At 65.9% G+C, this 15,580-nt stretch carries 14 protein-coding genes; 2 read left to right on the forward strand and 12 right to left on the reverse strand.

The window, feature by feature from the left end; genetic code table 11:
- Positions 1-29 precede the first annotated feature (29 nt).
- On the reverse strand, positions 30-1,838 hold the full coding sequence (gene msbA, locus D3880_RS20185; protein ID WP_119895203.1) for a lipid A export permease/ATP-binding protein MsbA: 1,809 nt from the start codon (positions 1,836-1,838) through the stop codon (positions 30-32).
- Positions 1,839-1,952: 114 nt separating this feature from the next.
- On the opposite strand from msbA, the gene D3880_RS23145 reads away from it, so the two are divergent.
- Together D3880_RS23145 and D3880_RS23150 are read left to right on the forward strand one after the other, a co-directional pair.
- Positions 1,953-3,143, forward strand: a complete 1,191-nt coding sequence (locus D3880_RS23145; protein ID WP_238474379.1) for an O-antigen ligase family protein — start codon at positions 1,953-1,955, stop codon at positions 3,141-3,143.
- Positions 3,140-3,799 (forward strand): phosphotransferase, encoded by a 660-nt coding sequence (locus D3880_RS23150; RefSeq protein ID WP_119895205.1) that lies wholly within the window; start codon positions 3,140-3,142, stop codon positions 3,797-3,799. Before D3880_RS23145 ends, D3880_RS23150 begins: the two co-directional genes overlap by 4 nt.
- Positions 3,800-3,943: 144 nt before the next feature.
- On the opposite strand, the gene D3880_RS20200 is transcribed toward D3880_RS23150, so the two are convergent.
- Genes D3880_RS20200 through waaF form a run of 11 tightly spaced genes read right to left on the reverse strand, consistent with a single transcriptional unit; the run spans position 3,944 to position 15,557 of the window.
- A complete protein-coding gene (locus D3880_RS20200) occupies positions 3,944-4,804 on the reverse strand; it encodes a glycosyltransferase (protein WP_119895206.1) in 861 nt (286 codons plus the stop codon).
- Entirely contained in the window at positions 4,797-5,957 is a 1,161-nt protein-coding gene (locus D3880_RS20205; protein WP_119895207.1) for a glycosyltransferase, read from the reverse strand. Before D3880_RS20205 ends, D3880_RS20200 begins: the two co-directional genes overlap by 8 nt.
- Positions 5,954-6,883 (reverse strand): glycosyltransferase family 2 protein, encoded by a 930-nt coding sequence (locus D3880_RS20210; RefSeq protein ID WP_119895208.1) that lies wholly within the window; start codon positions 6,881-6,883, stop codon positions 5,954-5,956. The genes D3880_RS20205 and D3880_RS20210 overlap by 4 nt, the downstream gene beginning before the upstream one ends.
- Positions 6,867-8,624, reverse strand: a complete 1,758-nt coding sequence (locus D3880_RS20215; RefSeq protein ID WP_119895209.1) for a carbamoyltransferase family protein — start codon at positions 8,622-8,624, stop codon at positions 6,867-6,869. The genes D3880_RS20210 and D3880_RS20215 overlap by 17 nt, the downstream gene beginning before the upstream one ends.
- Positions 8,625-8,636: 12 nt before the next feature.
- Positions 8,637-10,100 (reverse strand): lipopolysaccharide kinase InaA family protein, encoded by a 1,464-nt coding sequence (locus tag D3880_RS20220; RefSeq protein ID WP_119895210.1) that lies wholly within the window; start codon positions 10,098-10,100, stop codon positions 8,637-8,639.
- Positions 10,097-10,843 carry a lipopolysaccharide kinase InaA family protein gene (locus D3880_RS20225; RefSeq protein WP_119895211.1) on the reverse strand — a complete coding sequence of 249 codons (747 nt, stop codon included), beginning with the start codon at positions 10,841-10,843 and terminating at the stop codon, positions 10,097-10,099. The genes D3880_RS20220 and D3880_RS20225 overlap by 4 nt, the downstream gene beginning before the upstream one ends.
- Positions 10,840-11,577: a lipopolysaccharide kinase InaA family protein gene (locus tag D3880_RS20230; protein ID WP_119895212.1), complete on the reverse strand. Its 738-nt coding sequence runs from the start codon at positions 11,575-11,577 to the stop codon at positions 10,840-10,842. Before D3880_RS20230 ends, D3880_RS20225 begins: the two co-directional genes overlap by 4 nt.
- Positions 11,574-12,404: a lipopolysaccharide core heptose(I) kinase RfaP gene (gene rfaP / locus D3880_RS20235; RefSeq protein ID WP_119895213.1), complete on the reverse strand. Its 831-nt coding sequence runs from the start codon at positions 12,402-12,404 to the stop codon at positions 11,574-11,576. Before rfaP ends, D3880_RS20230 begins: the two co-directional genes overlap by 4 nt.
- Positions 12,395-13,525: a glycosyltransferase family 4 protein gene (locus D3880_RS20240; protein WP_119895214.1), complete on the reverse strand. Its 1,131-nt coding sequence runs from the start codon at positions 13,523-13,525 to the stop codon at positions 12,395-12,397. Before D3880_RS20240 ends, rfaP begins: the two co-directional genes overlap by 10 nt.
- A complete protein-coding gene (waaC, locus tag D3880_RS20245; protein WP_119895215.1) occupies positions 13,522-14,523 on the reverse strand; it encodes a lipopolysaccharide heptosyltransferase I in 1,002 nt (333 codons plus the stop codon). The genes D3880_RS20240 and waaC overlap by 4 nt, the downstream gene beginning before the upstream one ends.
- The gene (gene waaF / locus D3880_RS20250) at positions 14,520-15,557 is read right to left on the reverse strand and encodes a lipopolysaccharide heptosyltransferase II (protein ID WP_119895216.1); all 1,038 of its coding nucleotides are present in this window, start codon (positions 15,555-15,557) and stop codon (positions 14,520-14,522) included. The genes waaC and waaF overlap by 4 nt, the downstream gene beginning before the upstream one ends.
- Positions 15,558-15,580 lie beyond the last annotated feature (23 nt).

Consider the following 15,580-nt stretch of genomic DNA (forward strand, 5'->3'; position numbering starts at 1 on the left):
CCGGGCCGTGGATAAGGGGGGTAATTTTATCAGGCGATATCCGCGGGCGCGCCTTCTTCCAGGCCCATGGCGTGCAAGCGCGCATAGTAGCCCTTGAGTGCCAGCAACTCGGCGTGGGTACCGCGCTCGACGATACGGCCCTGATCCATCACCAGGATCAGGTCGGCCTTCTCGATGGTCGACAGGCGATGGGCGATCACCAGCGTCGTGCGCCCTTGCATGACGCGATCCAGTGCGGCCTGGATATGCCGCTCGGACTCGGTATCCAGGGCCGAAGTGGCCTCATCCAATACCAGCAGCGGGGCATTCTTGAGCAGGGCGCGGGCGATCGCCAGGCGCTGGCGCTGGCCGCCGGACAGCAGCACGCCGTTCTCGCCCACCTCGGTGTCGAAGCCGTGCGCCAGCTTGTCGATGAATTCCTTGGCGTAGGCCGCCTCGGCCGCCCGCTCGATGTCCGCCCGCGGTGCGTCGGCCAAGTCGCCGTAGGCGATGTTGTTGGCGACGCTGTCGCTGAACAGGGTCACCTGCTGGGTGACCAGGGCGATGTGCCGGCGCAGGTTGCGCAGGCGGTACTGCTCTACATCGACGCCATCGAGCAGGATCTGCCCTTGCTCGTGGTGATAGAAGCGCGGGATCAGGTTGGCCAGGGTCGACTTGCCGCTGCCGGAACGGCCGACCAGGGCGATCATCTGCCCGGGTTCGGCGGTGAAACTGAGGTCGTCCAGCACGCGCTTGTCGGTGCCGGGATACTGGAAGCTCAGGTTGCGCACTTCCAGGCGGCCGCTGACGCGCTCGCGCTCCACAGTGCCATCGTCGCGCTCCGCCACTTCATCCAACTGCTCGAAAATGCTCTCGGCACCGGCCACGCCGCGCTGCACCGTCGAACTGACTTCCGACAGCTGGCGGATCGGCTTGGGCAACAGGCCGGCGATGGTGATATAGGCGACCAGATCGCCCGGCGAGGCATCGCCGCGCAACCAGAGCACGAGGAACATCAGCACCGCCATGGCGCTGAAGATCACCAGCTGCAGCATCGGGGTGTAGACCGCACTGGTCTTGGTCATGCGCAGCTGCTTGTCGGTGTTGCTCTGGCTGGCAGCGAGGAAGCGCTGCTGCTCGTAGGGTTCGCCGCCGAAGCTGCGCACCACCCGGTAGCCCTGGATGGTTTCCGAGGCGACATGGGTGACATCGCCCATGGCCACCTGGATCTTCTTGCTCTGCTTGCGGAACTTGCGGCTGGCGCTACCGACCATCAGCGCGATCAGCGGCAGGATGGCGAGCATCACCAGGGTCAGCTTCCAGTTCATCCATAACAGGGTGACGAACAGGAAAATCACCGTCATGCCCTCGCGGATCACCACCTTGATCGCATCGGTGGCAGCCCCGGTGACCATGGTGACGTTGAAGGTGATGCGCGAGATCAGGTGGCCGGAGTTGTGGCTGTCGAAATAGCGGTTGGGCAACACCAGCAGGTTGTTGAACAAGGCCACCCGCAGGTCATGCACCAGCCCCAGGGAAACCTTGGCCAGGAAGTAGTTGCCCAGAAAGGACCCCAGTCCTTGCCAGAGGGCAATCAGCACAATCAGCAAGGGTACCGCCTGCAACAATTTCAGGTCGCGCAGGTAGGGGATCTGCGGGAAGAGCACGGCGTCGGGATTGGTCAGGCCATCGACGAAGTACTTGAGCATGCCGCCCAGCATCGGCTGGGTGGAGGCGAAGATGATGAAACCGAGAATACTGACCAGGAACAGGCCCGCATAAGGCTTCACATAACCCAGCAAGCGGAAATAAATTTTCAGACTGGAAGGCCGCGAGGCACTCAGATGCTGATCGCTCATGCGCTCATGCTTTGACGTAGAAAAGGGCGACCAGCTTAGCACAGCGGCGGCTGCCACTTCCCGGCGGATGCTTTAAGATGCCGGCGTCCCTGGCCACATATGCAGAACTCTCGCGTGCCTCTCTCCGCCTCGCCACCGTTTTCCCGTCTCCAACTGAATCAATTCATAGCACGGCGCTGGCTGCCTCTCGGCTACCTTGTCCTGCTCAGCGGATTGTTCTGGGTAGGCGAGCGCAACCACTACTCCAAGCTCTACTATCTCCTGATGGCCTTTCCCGCCTTGCTCGGCCTGATCGCCCAGCCCCGAGCGCTGCTGCAGTTGCTGCGCACCCCCATCGCATTGGCCTTCCTCGCCTTCGCCGCCTGGCTACTGCTCAGTCTGAGCTGGACCAGCAGCACAGAGAATCTCGCCTCGCTGGCCAAACGTCCGCTCTATGTGTTCATGTTGTTCACCAGTTGCACCCTGATGGTGCTGCACGACGAGCGCATGTTGCCGCGCCTGCTTCGGCTAGGCGCAGGACTGGCCCTGGTAGCCGCCCTCGTGATCCAGTCACTGCATTTCCTCACCCCGCCGCCGGATGGCCGCTTGATCGGCACCGGCGGACTGATCAATCCGCTGCTGACCTCCCACGTTCTCGGCTTCTTCTGCATCTATTGGCTCGCCGCCTGGGCCACGGAAGGGAAATCCCTGCGCGTCTATGGCCTCCTCGGCGCAGCCGTGCTGCTAGGCGCCGTCCTCGCCACCGGCTCACGCACCCCCTTGATGGCCATTGGTCTGGCCAGCCTCTGGCTAGCCCTGATGGCACCGCAGCGGCGCACGCTTTACTTGATCGGCGGCCTGAGCATTGCGGGCCTCCTATTGGCGTTTTGCTTTCCCGATCTGCTCCTAGCCCGCGGACTCTCTTATCGCCCACAACTCTGGACCGCAGCCTTTGAACAGCATCAAACGCAGCCATGGCTGGGACTTGGCTACGATGCCCCTCTGCAGCTCTGGATCGAGAGTTTCACCTACCCTTTCGCCGACCCCCATAACACTGGGCTGGCCGTAGCATTAGAACTGGGCCTGATAGGTTTGCTGCTCTGGCTGGTGCTGTACGGATTGACGCTGGCTACCTGCGTCCGCCATCGCACAGATCGGCGCTTCCAACTCGCCTCGACCTTGGTGATCTACGGCTTGGCGGCGGGCATGACCGAAGGCAGCAGTTTCCTCTCCCGCCCCAACGAAAGCTGGTTCCTCATCTGGATACCGCTGTCCATGGTGGCCGCCCTCTCTATCAGCCAGCGCCTGCAGGCAGCCAAACCATGAGAACCTTGAGCTTTGGCGAGCTGGAGACCCTGTTGCAGGACGCCCAGGTCATCGAGGAGGATGGCTATGGCCTCAAGGTCGCACGCCTGGTGGGCGGCGACTTCCTCAAGCTCTACCGGCGCAAACGCTTGCTCTCCTCCGCCCTATGGTCGGCGCCGGCACAACGTTTTGCCGACAATGCTCGGCTACTGAACCAGCTGGGTATCCCGGCCCCGACCATCGTCGAGACCGTGCTGATCCCCGACCGCAGCCTGAACGGCGTGCGTTATCAGCCGCTTCCTGGGGAAACCCTGCGTGGCCGCTGGCGGGCTCTGGATGAAAACAGCCGCAGCAGCGAAATCGAGCGTTTCGGCGCCTTTCTGGGGCAACTCCACCAGCTCGGCGTGTACTTCCGCTCCCTGCATCTGGGCAATGTGCTGTACCTGCCGGACGATAGTTTTGGCCTGATCGACCTCTCGGACATGAAGATCGCCGGCCGACCCTTGGCGCGCTGGAAGCGCAGGCGCAACCTGCAACATATGTTGCGCTATGCAGAAGACATTACCTGGCTGGCCCGCCTGCACCGCAGCGCTTTGCTGAGTGGTTACAACCTAAGCTGCGGCAGCCAGGCCGCCCGGCAACTGGCCAAGGATCTAGAGCGCCTTTACCCCAGCTGAAGATGCTCAATGAGTGCGCCACTACAACGCCTACGACAACTGCCTGGGCAAAACCACCCAAACCACTAGCCGCGCGGCGAGCCCAGGAAAAGCCCGCTCATGCCTGCTCGCCGGACCTCATGGCCTTCCTCGACTACGCGCCGGTCAACCCACTAGCAGGCGCCCCAAGGCCCGCAGCGTCTTGCTATCCCAATAACGCAGCGGCAATCGCCCGAGCAGCTCGCGCGCCAGCGGCTTATCCTCCCGCGCGCACTTGAGCAGCATGGAGTTGATAAAGCGCGCGCAGACCTTGGCATAGGCCGGATGGTCGCTGAACTGGGCGTAGGTGCTCAGCACATTGTCGATCATGAAGCGGCGGTTTTTGTAGGTATTGCTGCCGTGGACGCGGTATTGGGCCAGCACCTCGGCCAACACATCGATGAAAAACCCGGCGCGGGTGATCTTCAGTGCGACCAGCAGGTCCTCGAGGCGCACCGAGGGATCGAAGCCACCGACCCGTTCCAGCGCCTCGCGGCGGAACAATAGGGTGGGCGCCGGCGCCCCCGGCTTGTCGCCCTGAAACACATCCTCGAAGTCCAGGCGCCGAAACGGCCGTTCACGCTCGCGCCTGGCCATGGGCTGACCGTCCGCGCCGATGGTCTGGATATTGCCGGCACAGATTCCGACCTCCGGCTTGCCCTGCATGTAGGCCACCTGAGTGGCAATGCGCTCGGGCAGCATGATGTCATCGGAGCCCAAAGGCGCAATCAGGCTGCCACGCGAGCGGGCGATGCAGTCGTTAAGGGTTCGTGCCAACCCCTGGTTGGCCTGCGTGCGGAAATCAAAACCGTGCTGTTCCTGCAAACGGCGGATGCGCTCGACGCTGTCATCCTTCGAGCCATCGTCCACCACCAGCAGCTCGATATGCGGATAACTCTGCGCCAGCACGCTGAGGATGCTCGCCTCAATGTAGGGCGCATGGTTGTAGGACGCGATGATCACACTGACCAGCGGCTGCTCACTCATATCTACCCTCTCGACTCGGCTCGTCAGCCAGCAGTTCATCCAGCAGCTCGCGGTACTGGCGGCGAAAATCCTCGATGGCATGGGCGCGGCACAGATAGGCATAGCCCCGCTCGCCTGCTGCCGCCAGCGACTCAGGACCCAGCGCCAGCATGGCGCGCAGCTGCTCGGCCAGCGCCTGCGGCTGGCCGACCGGGAAGATGCGCCCGCCGCAGTCCTCGAGGATCGACCGTAGGCTGTCGATATCCGAGCCGATGACCGGCAGATGGCCGCTCATCCCCTCCAGCAGGGCCAACGGCAACCCCTCGCTGAGGGAGGGCATGACGAACACATCGAATGCACGCACATACTGCAGGGCATCATCCTTCGCCCCGAGCAGCAGGACCCGGCCCTGCAGGCCGTGCCGCGCGATCGCGGCCTCCAACTCGACCCGCGAGCGGCCTTCGCCGATGATCGCCAGCACCGCCGCCGGCTGCTGGTCTTTGACCAGGGCGAAGGCCTCCAGCAGGTGGATATGGCCCTTGACCGGAACCAGCCGGCCGATGGTGCCGAACACAAAGGCAGCGGCCGGCAGACCGAGCAGCTCACGGGCCTGCTGGCGCGGATGCTGAAGCTTCTCGGCGCGCGCGATATCGATGGCGTTGTTGATCTGCCGGGTATTGGTCTCGGTGAAGCCGGCACCACAGGCGAGCAAGTCGTCACGTACCGCCCGCGACACGCCGACCAGCCGCCAGGCCGAGCCGATCAGGCGGCGCATCTCCCAGCGCCGATAAGCCCGGTCGTACTCGCCCAAGCCGTGCAGCACACCGATGCAGGCCGGGATGCGTAGCCAGCGATTGAGCAACATCAGCATGTTGATCGGCTTGAAGCGGTGCGCGATCACCGCGTCATAGCCCTCGGCCCGGCAATGTTGGTAGAGCACCCAGAGCGCGCGCAGACGCAACCCCTTGGTGGCGCCTTGGCTGAAGCCGAAATACACCGAGCGCGGTGCGCGGCTCTCCGGCTCGCCCGGTTCCGGGCAGCCGCGCAGGAAGGCGGTGGTGACCTCGAAGCGGTCCGTCGGCAAGGCTTGGACGACCTGCTCGGCCAGATCCGATGCGTTGACGTTGTAGCGGTTCTGCAACTGCAGCACCTTGGAACGGCGCCCCTGACTCACGGCGTCTGCCTCTTGTTGAACAGCAGCCGCAGCGCCTTGCGCGTATAGGACCAGCGCGTGAGCACCCGCAGATCCGCGCGCAGGGCCTGGCGATAGAATTCCAATGCCGTGTCGCGCTCGCCGGCAGTGTAGAAAGTGCGGAACAGCGACAGGCAGCGCTGGGCCAGGAATGCCTGCTTCAGATCCTGCAGGTCCGCCGGCATGCGTTCGGGCGAGAACACTTCATCGACCAGCTCCAGACCTGCCGCGCGGGCATAGGTCAGGTTGTGGCGCAGGCTGGTGTCGTGTCTGTGGATCAGCGCCAGCGGCTGATTCAACACGCTGCAGGGAAAACGCGCCAACACCTGGGCGAACACCGGGATATCCTCGGTGTTGCGGAAACGCTCGGGGTAACGCCCGGGGCCGAACACCTCGCGATGCATGGCGCAGGCGCCATTGGAAATGGCCACCGTCTTACCGATCAGATAACCGCTCAAACGTTTCCGCGGCTCAACTGGCAGAGGTTTCACCTCGTGCAGGCTGCGCTTGCCGCTGGCGAATACCGACCAGTGCCCACCAATCACCATGCGCGTCTGCGGCTGGGCGGCGATGTGCTGGGCCAGGGCCGACAGCGCATCTGGCGCCAGCTCATCGTCGGCATCGAGAAACACCAGAAAATTTCCGGCCGCTTCGTCAATGCCCAGGTTGCGCACCGAGGCCAGCCCGCCATTGCTCTTGCGCAGCGCCCGAAAGCGGCCCGGATGGCTCTGTAGCAGGCTATCGATCACCTGCGGCGTATGGTCGGTCGAACCATCGTCGATCACGATCAATTCGGCCGCCGCCTCATCCAGCTGGGCCAGCACCGACTCCACCGCGCGCGGCAGCGTCGCGGCGTAGTTATACGCCGGGATGACGACGCTCAGCAGTAATTCACGCGCCTGCGTCATACCCGTCCACACCCTCCTTGACCACCAGAATGTCCTCCATGATCAGGTACTGCAGATCCGAGCCGAAGAACATGTTCAGCGCATCGGTCGGCGAGCAGATCATCGGTTCGCCGCGGCGGTTCAGCGAGGTGTTCAGCGACACGCCGTTGCCGGTGAGGTTTTCCAGCTCTTTCATCATGTCGTAGTAGCGCGGGTTGTATTCGCGCTTGAGCACCTGGGCGCGCGAGGTGCCGTCCTCGTGCACCACTTCCGGCACGCGGGTCTTCCATTCTTCGGCGACTTCGAAGGTGAAGGTCATGAACGGCGCCGGATGGTCGACCTTGATCATCTGCGGCGCCACGGTGTCGAGCATCGACGGGCAGAATGGCCGCCAGCGCTCGCGGAACTTGATCTGCGCGTTGATCCGGTCGGCCACCCCGGCCACGCTCGGGCAGCCGATGATCGAGCGGCCGCCGAGGGCGCGCGGGCCGAACTCCATGCGCCCCTGGAACCAGGCCACCGGGTTGCCGGCGACCATGATCTCGGCGATGCGCCGCGGCATGTCGGCGATCTGCTGCCACTGCGGCTGGCTCGGGTGCCTTGCGCAGGCGGCGATGACGTCCTCGTTGGAGTAGGCCGGGCCGAGGTAGACGTGCTCCATCTTCTCCACCGGCACGCCGCGCTGGTGCGACACATAGGCCGCCGCGCCGACCGCGGTGCCGGCGTCGCCGGACGCCGGCTGGACGAACAGCTCCTGCACGTCATCGCGGGCGATGATCTTCTGGTTGAGCTTGACGTTCAGCGCACAGCCGCCGGCGAAGGCGAGCTTGCCGGTCTCCTTGAGGATGTCGCCGAGGTAGTGGTCGATCATCTGCAGCGCGAGCTTCTCGAACAGCGCCTGCATGCTGGCGGCATAGTGGATGTAGGGGTCGTCGGCGATGTCGCCTTCGCGCTTGGGCCCCAGCCACTCGATCAGCTTGGGCGAGAAATAGAAGCCCTTGCCCTTCTCCTTGTGGCGGCGCAGGCCGATGACGTTGGCGTAGTCGGTGTTGATCACCAGTTCGCCGTTCTCGAACTTGGCCAGGCGCGAGAAGTCGTACTTGCTGGCGTCGCCGTAGGGCGCCATGCCCATGACCTTGAACTCGCCGTCGAGCATTTCGAAGCCGAGGAACTCGGTGATCGCGCCATACAGGCCGCCGAGCGAATCCGGGTCGTAGAACTCCTTGATCTTGTGGATCTTGCCGTGCTCGCCGTAGCCGAAGAAGGTGGTGGCGTACTCGCCCTTGCCGTCGATACCGAGGATCGCGGTCTTCTCCTGGAAGCCGGAGCAGTGGTAGGCGCTGGAGGCGTGGGCCAGGTGGTGCTCGACCGGCTGGATCTTGATCTTCTTCAGGTCGAAGCCGAGCTGCTGCAGGCACCACTGGATGCGCTTGTGGTAGCGCTTGTAGCGGCGATTGCCCATGAGGATGGCGTCGAGCGCGCGATCCGGTGCATAGGCGTAGCGCTTGGCGTAGTGCCAGCGGGCCTTGCCGATCAGGCTGATGGGGGCGAAGGGAATCGCCACCACGTCGACGTCTTCCGGCTGGATCCCGGCCTGTTCCAGGCAGAACTTGGCCGACTCGTAGGGCATGCGGTTCTTCGCGTGCTTGTCGCGCACGAAGCGCTCTTCCTCGACGGCCGCGATCAGCTTGCCGTCGATGTACAGGGCGGCGGAGGGGTCATGGCTGAGGGCGCCGGACAGCCCGAGAATGGTCAATGCCACAGGTTAAAACCTCTATTCAGGGCAGGTGCCGGGCACCTGCGGTAAACGTTGGTCGAGCAACCGGTAGAGGGCCGAATCGGCCGGCCAGTTGCGCAAAAAGCGGGCGCGATCCCGCGCATAGGCCGCGACGAAACGGCGCGCACTGTGGTGCTGACGCATGGCATCGAGGTCGATCAACGCCCAGTGGCCGTCATGCCAGAACAGGTTGCTGCCCTTGAGATCGCCATGGCTGATGCGCTCGCGCAGCAGCGCGGCAAACAGCCGGTCGAGGGCGACCAGTTCGGCCTCTGGCGGCGCAACGCCCTCTTCTGTCGCCAGATAGGGCTGAAAGCGCGCGAGTATATCCTGCCCGGCCAGGCTATCGGTAATCAGGTAGGCGCGCCCGCGCAACCCGCACCAGCGCCGCTCGAGCACCGCCAGCGGCTGCGGCGTGGCGATACCGAGAAAGTGCAGGCGATTGCCCTCGCGCCAGCTGTGCCAGGCCCGGCTGGGGCGCCAGAAGCGTTGCAGCCAGTGACCGAAGTTCTTGATGTTGTAGCGCTTGAGCACCAGGGGGCGGCCGTTCAGCTCGACCTGGGCGACCGTGGCGGAACCGCCGTTCTTGAGTGACCGGCCCGCAGCCAGGGCGGCATCCGGCGCCGCCAGCAGCCCCTGTAACTCGACCTCGGCTTCGCGGCGCACCGCACGCAGACCAAAAGCCCCGCGGCGCACGCTAAACAGGCTGCAATCGCGGCCGATCTTCTTCAGGTAGTCGCGCAGGCGCCAGCGCCGCACCTTAGCCACTTCCTTGAGCAAGGCCTCCAGCGGCAAGGCATGCTCGCCGTTGGCCAGCAGGTAGTGCACCAGCGACTCCTCGATGTGCGGCTCCAGCTCGGCCGGCAACTGGGCGAAGAACACCCCGAGATTTTCCAGCACTTGCTGGCGCGACAGTGGCTGCCCCGACACCTCGCCCTGCACGCCGCCGCCGTCGATCAGATACAGCTGGCCGCCATGCCGCAGCAAATTGTCCAGATGCAGATCGGCCTGCCACAGGCCCTTGGCATGCAGTTGGGCGATGGCCGTCAACGCCTCGCCCAGCACCGCCTGCTGGGCATCGGACAGCAGCGCCTGGCGCTCCACCACCCGCCAGGCGTCGCCGAGGCTTTGCGCGCCGTCGAGATAGTCGAACAGCAGCCAGCCGCCCTCACCCGCCTCGAGACCGTCGGCCAGTAGCAGCGGCGTGGGCAAGTGCTGCTCGGCCAGCAGCCGCGCGCCCTGCAGTTCGCGGAGAAAATGTCGGGCCGCGCGCTTGCCGACCAGCAGCTTGGCCAGCACCTTGCGCCCGCGCCAGTCGCCGACTCCGACATAGCGCTGTCCGGGCAGCACCCGCAGCAGGCGCTGCAACTGCAGGGTCGCCGGCCCGACGGCATCCGCCAACTCGATCGCCAGCGGCAGGCGCGGCGCCCGTCCGGCCCGGCTCAATTCACTCAATTTCATCGGCGCGCCTCTTTAGCGCGCTGGCGCGCCGTCAACTGCCGTAACCAATGCGGCTGTTCGCCAGCATCACCGAGATAAGCGTTCAGCAGCTGCTCCACTTCGGCGGCGCTCCAGACCTGGGCGCGGCGCAGCAGCGGCTCGAGATCCTTGACCCGGTCGCGGCGACCGAGCAGCAGCGGCCGGGTCTTCTCCAGATCGATCAGGCAGGCCTCGAAGCCCGTGGCCGTGGCACGCAGGAAGATATGTTTGGGATAGAAACAGCCGTGCTTCTGCCCGGCCGTATGCAGGCGCCGCGCCAGTTCGCCGCAGGCGCGCAGGATCGCGCTGCGTCGGCCGGCGTCGAGGCGCGGCCAGTCATCCAGGTGCTGCACGAGATCCTGCCAGCCATCCAGGGCGCGGGTCAGCAAAATCGCCCGGCGCTCGCCGGCGGCCCGCCGCTCGGCGAAGAAGGCCGCCTGCAGGGCGGGAATGCCCAGCACCCGATAACGCTGAATATTGCGGAACTCGCGGGCGAAGGTCGATTCGCCGAACGGATACGTCAGGCTGCACGCCAGGTGATTGCTCTGCCGCTTCAGGTAGTAGGCGGCGTCACCGAGGTCCAGGCGATACACGCTGCTCCAGCCACCGCGCTCGGTGTTCGGCTCGTCCACCGCCGCCAGCTTGAGCGCCCACAGCGCGTCGAAGCTGGCCAGGCCATGACGTTCGAGCAGCGCCCGGTCCTCGGCGGCGATGAAATCGGTCATTCCCGACCCTCGAAAAAGCCCACGATCTGGCGGATGCGCTTCTTATCACTGATGTTCAGCCGCTGGCGACCGCGGTATTGCAGATAGAAGCGCAGGCGCTGGCTGCGCGACAACTGTTGCTTGGCCACTTTGTCCAGACAGGCCAGGTCCTTGACGATCCGGTAGCGCAGCAACGGCCCCTGCCAGAATGCCCCAGTCGGGCAGTCGATGAAGAACAGTTCGGCCTGGTCGTTGACCAACAGATTGCGCCACTTCAGGTCGTTGTGGGCGAAGTGATGGTCATGCAGGGTGCGCGTGGCCTTGGCCAGCTGGCGGCTGATCGCGTCCACCCAGCGCCGATCGCGCAAACGCGGATCGTTTTGCCGAGCCAGCGCCGCCAGATCCTCGGTACCGACCACTTCGGCGGTAATCAGCGCCCCGCGGGAGAATTTTCCGGCCTGGCGCTCCAGGCCGTAGGCCACCAGCGGCGCGGTGGCGATGCCCCACTTGGCGAAGTGTTTGAGGTTCTGCCACTCGGCCTTGACCCGCGGCCGGCCCAAGTAGCGGCGCAGGCCTTTGCCGGCGCCCCAGTAGCGCTTGACGTAATAGCGCCGGCCGAGATGCTCGACCCGCAGCACCTCGGACAGCAGGTCGCCGGTGATGGTCTCGCCCTGCAGGGCGAACACCGCATCGAGATCGGCGAAGTGTTCGGCCTCCGCCGGCGCCAGGCCGGCGGCCAGTTTCCAGGCACTCATTGGCCCGCCCCCGGGGCGTATTTGCGCCGGTAACGCAGCAACAGGCGCTCGGCCCTGCGCTCCAGCCAGGCCAGCAGACGCGCTTCGTCGCGCAGGATCCAGCGCAGCGGCTGCTGGCCCTTTGTCTGTAAAAAATAGGCTTTCAGGAAGCGCAGCTTGTCGCGCCGGGTCAGGCCGATACCCAGAGCGGAGAAATACAGTCCGGCGAGGTCCTTGTCGCGCCAGCGGCGCGGCGTGGCCGCGCGGGCTTGCGCGCGGTGCAGGTCGATCAGCGACAGCTTGAAGTCGTCCGCCGTCGGCACCTTATCGGTATGCAGGAGGAAGTGGCAGATATAGCAGTCGCGGTGGTTGACCCCGGCGCGGTGCATGTTGCCGGTCATCCGCGCCACCTCGGCGATCAGCGCACGCTTCAGCCGCGGCGGCGGCGGCTGTTCGCGCCAATTGAGGCTGAAGACCTCCAGGTCGACGGTCGGTGCCAGTTCCTCGGTGATGATGAAGGAATGCTGGCTAGCCGGGTTGTGGCCGCGTGAACCATAGGCCACCGCGGTCATGCTCGGCACATTGGCCTCGCGCAGACGCTGCAGCGCCGTCCACTCGTTGCTGGCGCCGAGCACCGGCAGCTTGGCGGAGAGCAGGTTCTTGGCGATCTCGCCCCAGCCGATGCCACGGTGAATCTTGACGAAATAGCCGCGCCCGTCGACCTCGGTGCGCAGCGTGCGCCGCCCTTCCAGCTCGCGGTAGATCTTGCCCTGCAGGCGCTCGACCTCGACGAACGGATCGCGCCCGGCCCACAGGCTCTTGAAGGGTTCGGCGAGGATCAGTTGCATGCCGGCTCCGCCACCAGGATCACGTCCGCCGCGTGCTGCGGCATGCTGTACAGATCGGCGCTGGCGGCGAAGGCCAGGCCGTTGCGCGCCCAGGCCGCGCGCGCCGCAGCGTCGGCCAACATCTCGGCGAGCAGGCGGTTGAGTCGCTCCTGCGCGAACGGGCCGGGCAGCACTCGACCGCTGTCGGCTTCGGCGATGTAGTGGGCGTAGCCGCAGACATCGCTGACCAGCACCGGCAGGCCGGCGACCAGCGCCTCCAGCAGCACGGTGCCGGTGTTCTCGTTGTAGGCCGGGTGGATCAGCAGGTCGGCGCCGAGCAAAAAGCGCGGGATGTCGCTGCGGCCCTTGAGAATCTGCACCTGCGCGGAAATCCCCAGCGCCTTGACCTGCAGCAGGAACGGCTTGGGATCGTCCTGGCCGATGACGATCAGGCGGGTGCGTTGGCGCAGTTCGCGCGGCAGCGCGGCGACGGCCTTGAGGCTGCGGTCCAGGCCCTTGGTCTTGAACCCGGAGCCGATCTGCACCAGCAGCAGCTCGTCGTCCGCCAGCTTGAACTCGCGGCGGAACTCGGCGCGGATCTCGGCGGCATTGGCCGGGGCGCGGCGGTCGGCGGCGATGCCGGGCGGCAGCAGGTGGAAGCGCGCCGCCGGGGTGGCGTAGTGCTTGACGAACAGCGGCTGCTGCACCTCGGAAATCATCAGCACCTCGGTCTTGGCCTCGGGGGCGAACACCGCGCGCTCGTAGTCGGCGAAGTGCTTGTAGCGCCCCCATTTGCGGTACAGGCCGTTGCGCAGGGTCTGCGCCTTGTCCTCGAAGCAGGGGTCGGCGGCGTAGTAGACGTCCAGCCCCGGCATCTTGTTGAAGCCGATCACCCGCGCGACCGGACGCTTGCTCAGATCGGCCTGCACCCAGGCAGTGAATTTCTCGTTGCGCTTGTGGTTGAACAGCGCCTTGACCGGCGCCACCAGCACCTCGAAACCGTCCGGCACCGGGCCTTCCCAGATCATGGTGTAGACGCGGATGGCATGGCCGCGCTGCTGGCATTCCAGGGCGATGCGCAGGAAATCGCGCTGCAGGCCACCGAACGGGAAGTATTTGTAGAGGACGAACGCCAGGGTCATGCCAGTTCCTCGCTGAGCAGCAAGGCCTCCAGTTCGAGGGCCACGCGCGCCGGCAGCAGGCTGTCGAAGCAGGGCTTGTCACGGTCACCCGAGCCGGCGTCCGGGCCTTCGGCGCACAGGTGCACCTGCGAGCGGCCGTAGGCGCCGACCAGGTCCGGGCGGGTCGGCCCGTATAGGGAGATGGTCGGCACATCGAGGGCGGCGGCCAGGTGGCCGAGGCCGGTGTCCACCGCCACGCAGGCGCGGGCGCCGGCGATGACCTTGGCGATGCCGGCCAGATTCAGGCGCGGCAGCACGCTGACCAGCGCCAGCCCGGCGGCCAGGCGTTCGGCGCGCGCCTGCTCGACGGCATTGCCCCAGGGCAGGCGCACCGCCCAGCCGAGTTCGTTCATGCGCTCGAGCAGCGCCCGCCAGTAGGCTTCCGGCCAATGCTTGCTCGGCCAGGTGGTGCCGTGCAGGAACAGCAGGTAGGGCGGGCCGCCGGCGTCGGCCAGGCGGTTGCGGTCCAGGCCGTAGTCGGCGATGCCCTGCGGCAATGGATAGTCCAGCGCCTGGGCGAACAGCTGGCGCACGCGCTCCAGCGCATGCTGGCCCTTAGCCACCGCATAGCGGCGCGCATAGAAGCGGCTGGCCAACGGCTCACGGGCGGAATGGCCATCCAGGCCGGCCACCGGCGCCTGCACGTAACGGGTCAGCCAGGCGCTTTTCAGCAGGCCCTGGGCGTCGATCACCAGGTCGTAGCGGGTCGCGCGCAGGCGCTGCTTGAAGCGCGCCCACTCGCCGCTGCGCCAGGTCTGCCAAAGGTTGCCACGCCAGCGGCGGATCGCCACCGGGATCACCTGGGCCACCGCCGGGTGCCAGGCGGGAATCTCGGCGAAGCCCTCCTCCACCACCCAGTCGAAGCGGATGCCGGGGATCGCCCGCGCCGCATCGGTGAGCGCCGGCAGGCTGTGGATCACGTCGCCGAGCGACGAGGTCTTGATCAACAGCACTCTCATTCGCTGATCTCGAGCGGGTCGCTGACCAGCCGGTCCAGGGCCTCGACCACCGGCCGCGGCTTGAGCTCGCGCAGGCAGTTGTAGTGGCCGAAGCGGCAGGTGCGGTCGAAACAGGGGCTGCAGTCGAGGCCGAGGCGGACGATTTCCACCTGCTCGGCCAGCGGCGGGGTGAACTGCGGCGAGGTCGAGCCATATACCGCCACCAGCGGCCGGTTGAGCGCGGCGGCCACGTGCATCAGCCCGGAGTCGTTGCTGACCACGGCGCCGGCGCAGGACATCAGGTCGATGGCCTCGGCCAGGCTGGTGGTGCCGGCGAGATTGCTGACTTCCTCGCGCAGGCCGGGAATCAGACGCATGCGGATGTCCTCGCCGACCGCCCGGTCGTTCTGCGAGCCGAACACCCAGACCTGCCAGCCGGCGCGGATCTTCAGCTCGGCGACCTTGGCATAGTGCTCGGCCGGCCAGCGCTTGGCCTCGCCGAATTCAGCGCCGGGGCAGAGCGCCAGCACCGGGCGATCAAGGCTCAGGCCGAACTTGGCCAGCGCCGCCGCGCGGCTGGCCGGCTCGATCCGCAGCGCCGGACGCGGATAGGGCTGCGGCAGCTCCGCACCCTTCTCATACGCCAGCGCCATGAAACGCTCGATCATCAGCGGGTAGCGCTGTTTGTCCAGCGGGCGGATGTCGTTGAGCAGGCCGTAGCGCAGCTCGCCCTTCCAGCCGGTGCGCTTGGGAATGCCGGCGAAGAACGGCAGCAGCGCCGACTTCAGCGAGTTGGGCAGGAGGATCGCCTGGTCGTACTGGCCCTTGAGGCTGCGACCGATCTTCCTGCGCGTGGCGATGTCCAGCACACCGTGGCCGAGCGGAAAGCTCAGGGCCTGGCGCACCTCGGGCATGCGCTCGAGGATCGGCCGGCTCCACTCGGGAGCGAGGACGTCTATCGAGCACTCGGGGTGACGCTGCTTCAGGCAATGGAACAGGGTCTGCGCCATCACCATGTCGCCGACCCAGCTCGGCCCTACGATCAGTATTCTCATCACGGCTCCGGAAATGATCAGGG

It is taken from the genome of Pseudomonas cavernae, assembly GCF_003595175.1.
Classification (GTDB): Bacteria; Pseudomonadota; Gammaproteobacteria; order Pseudomonadales; family Pseudomonadaceae; genus Aquipseudomonas; species Aquipseudomonas cavernae.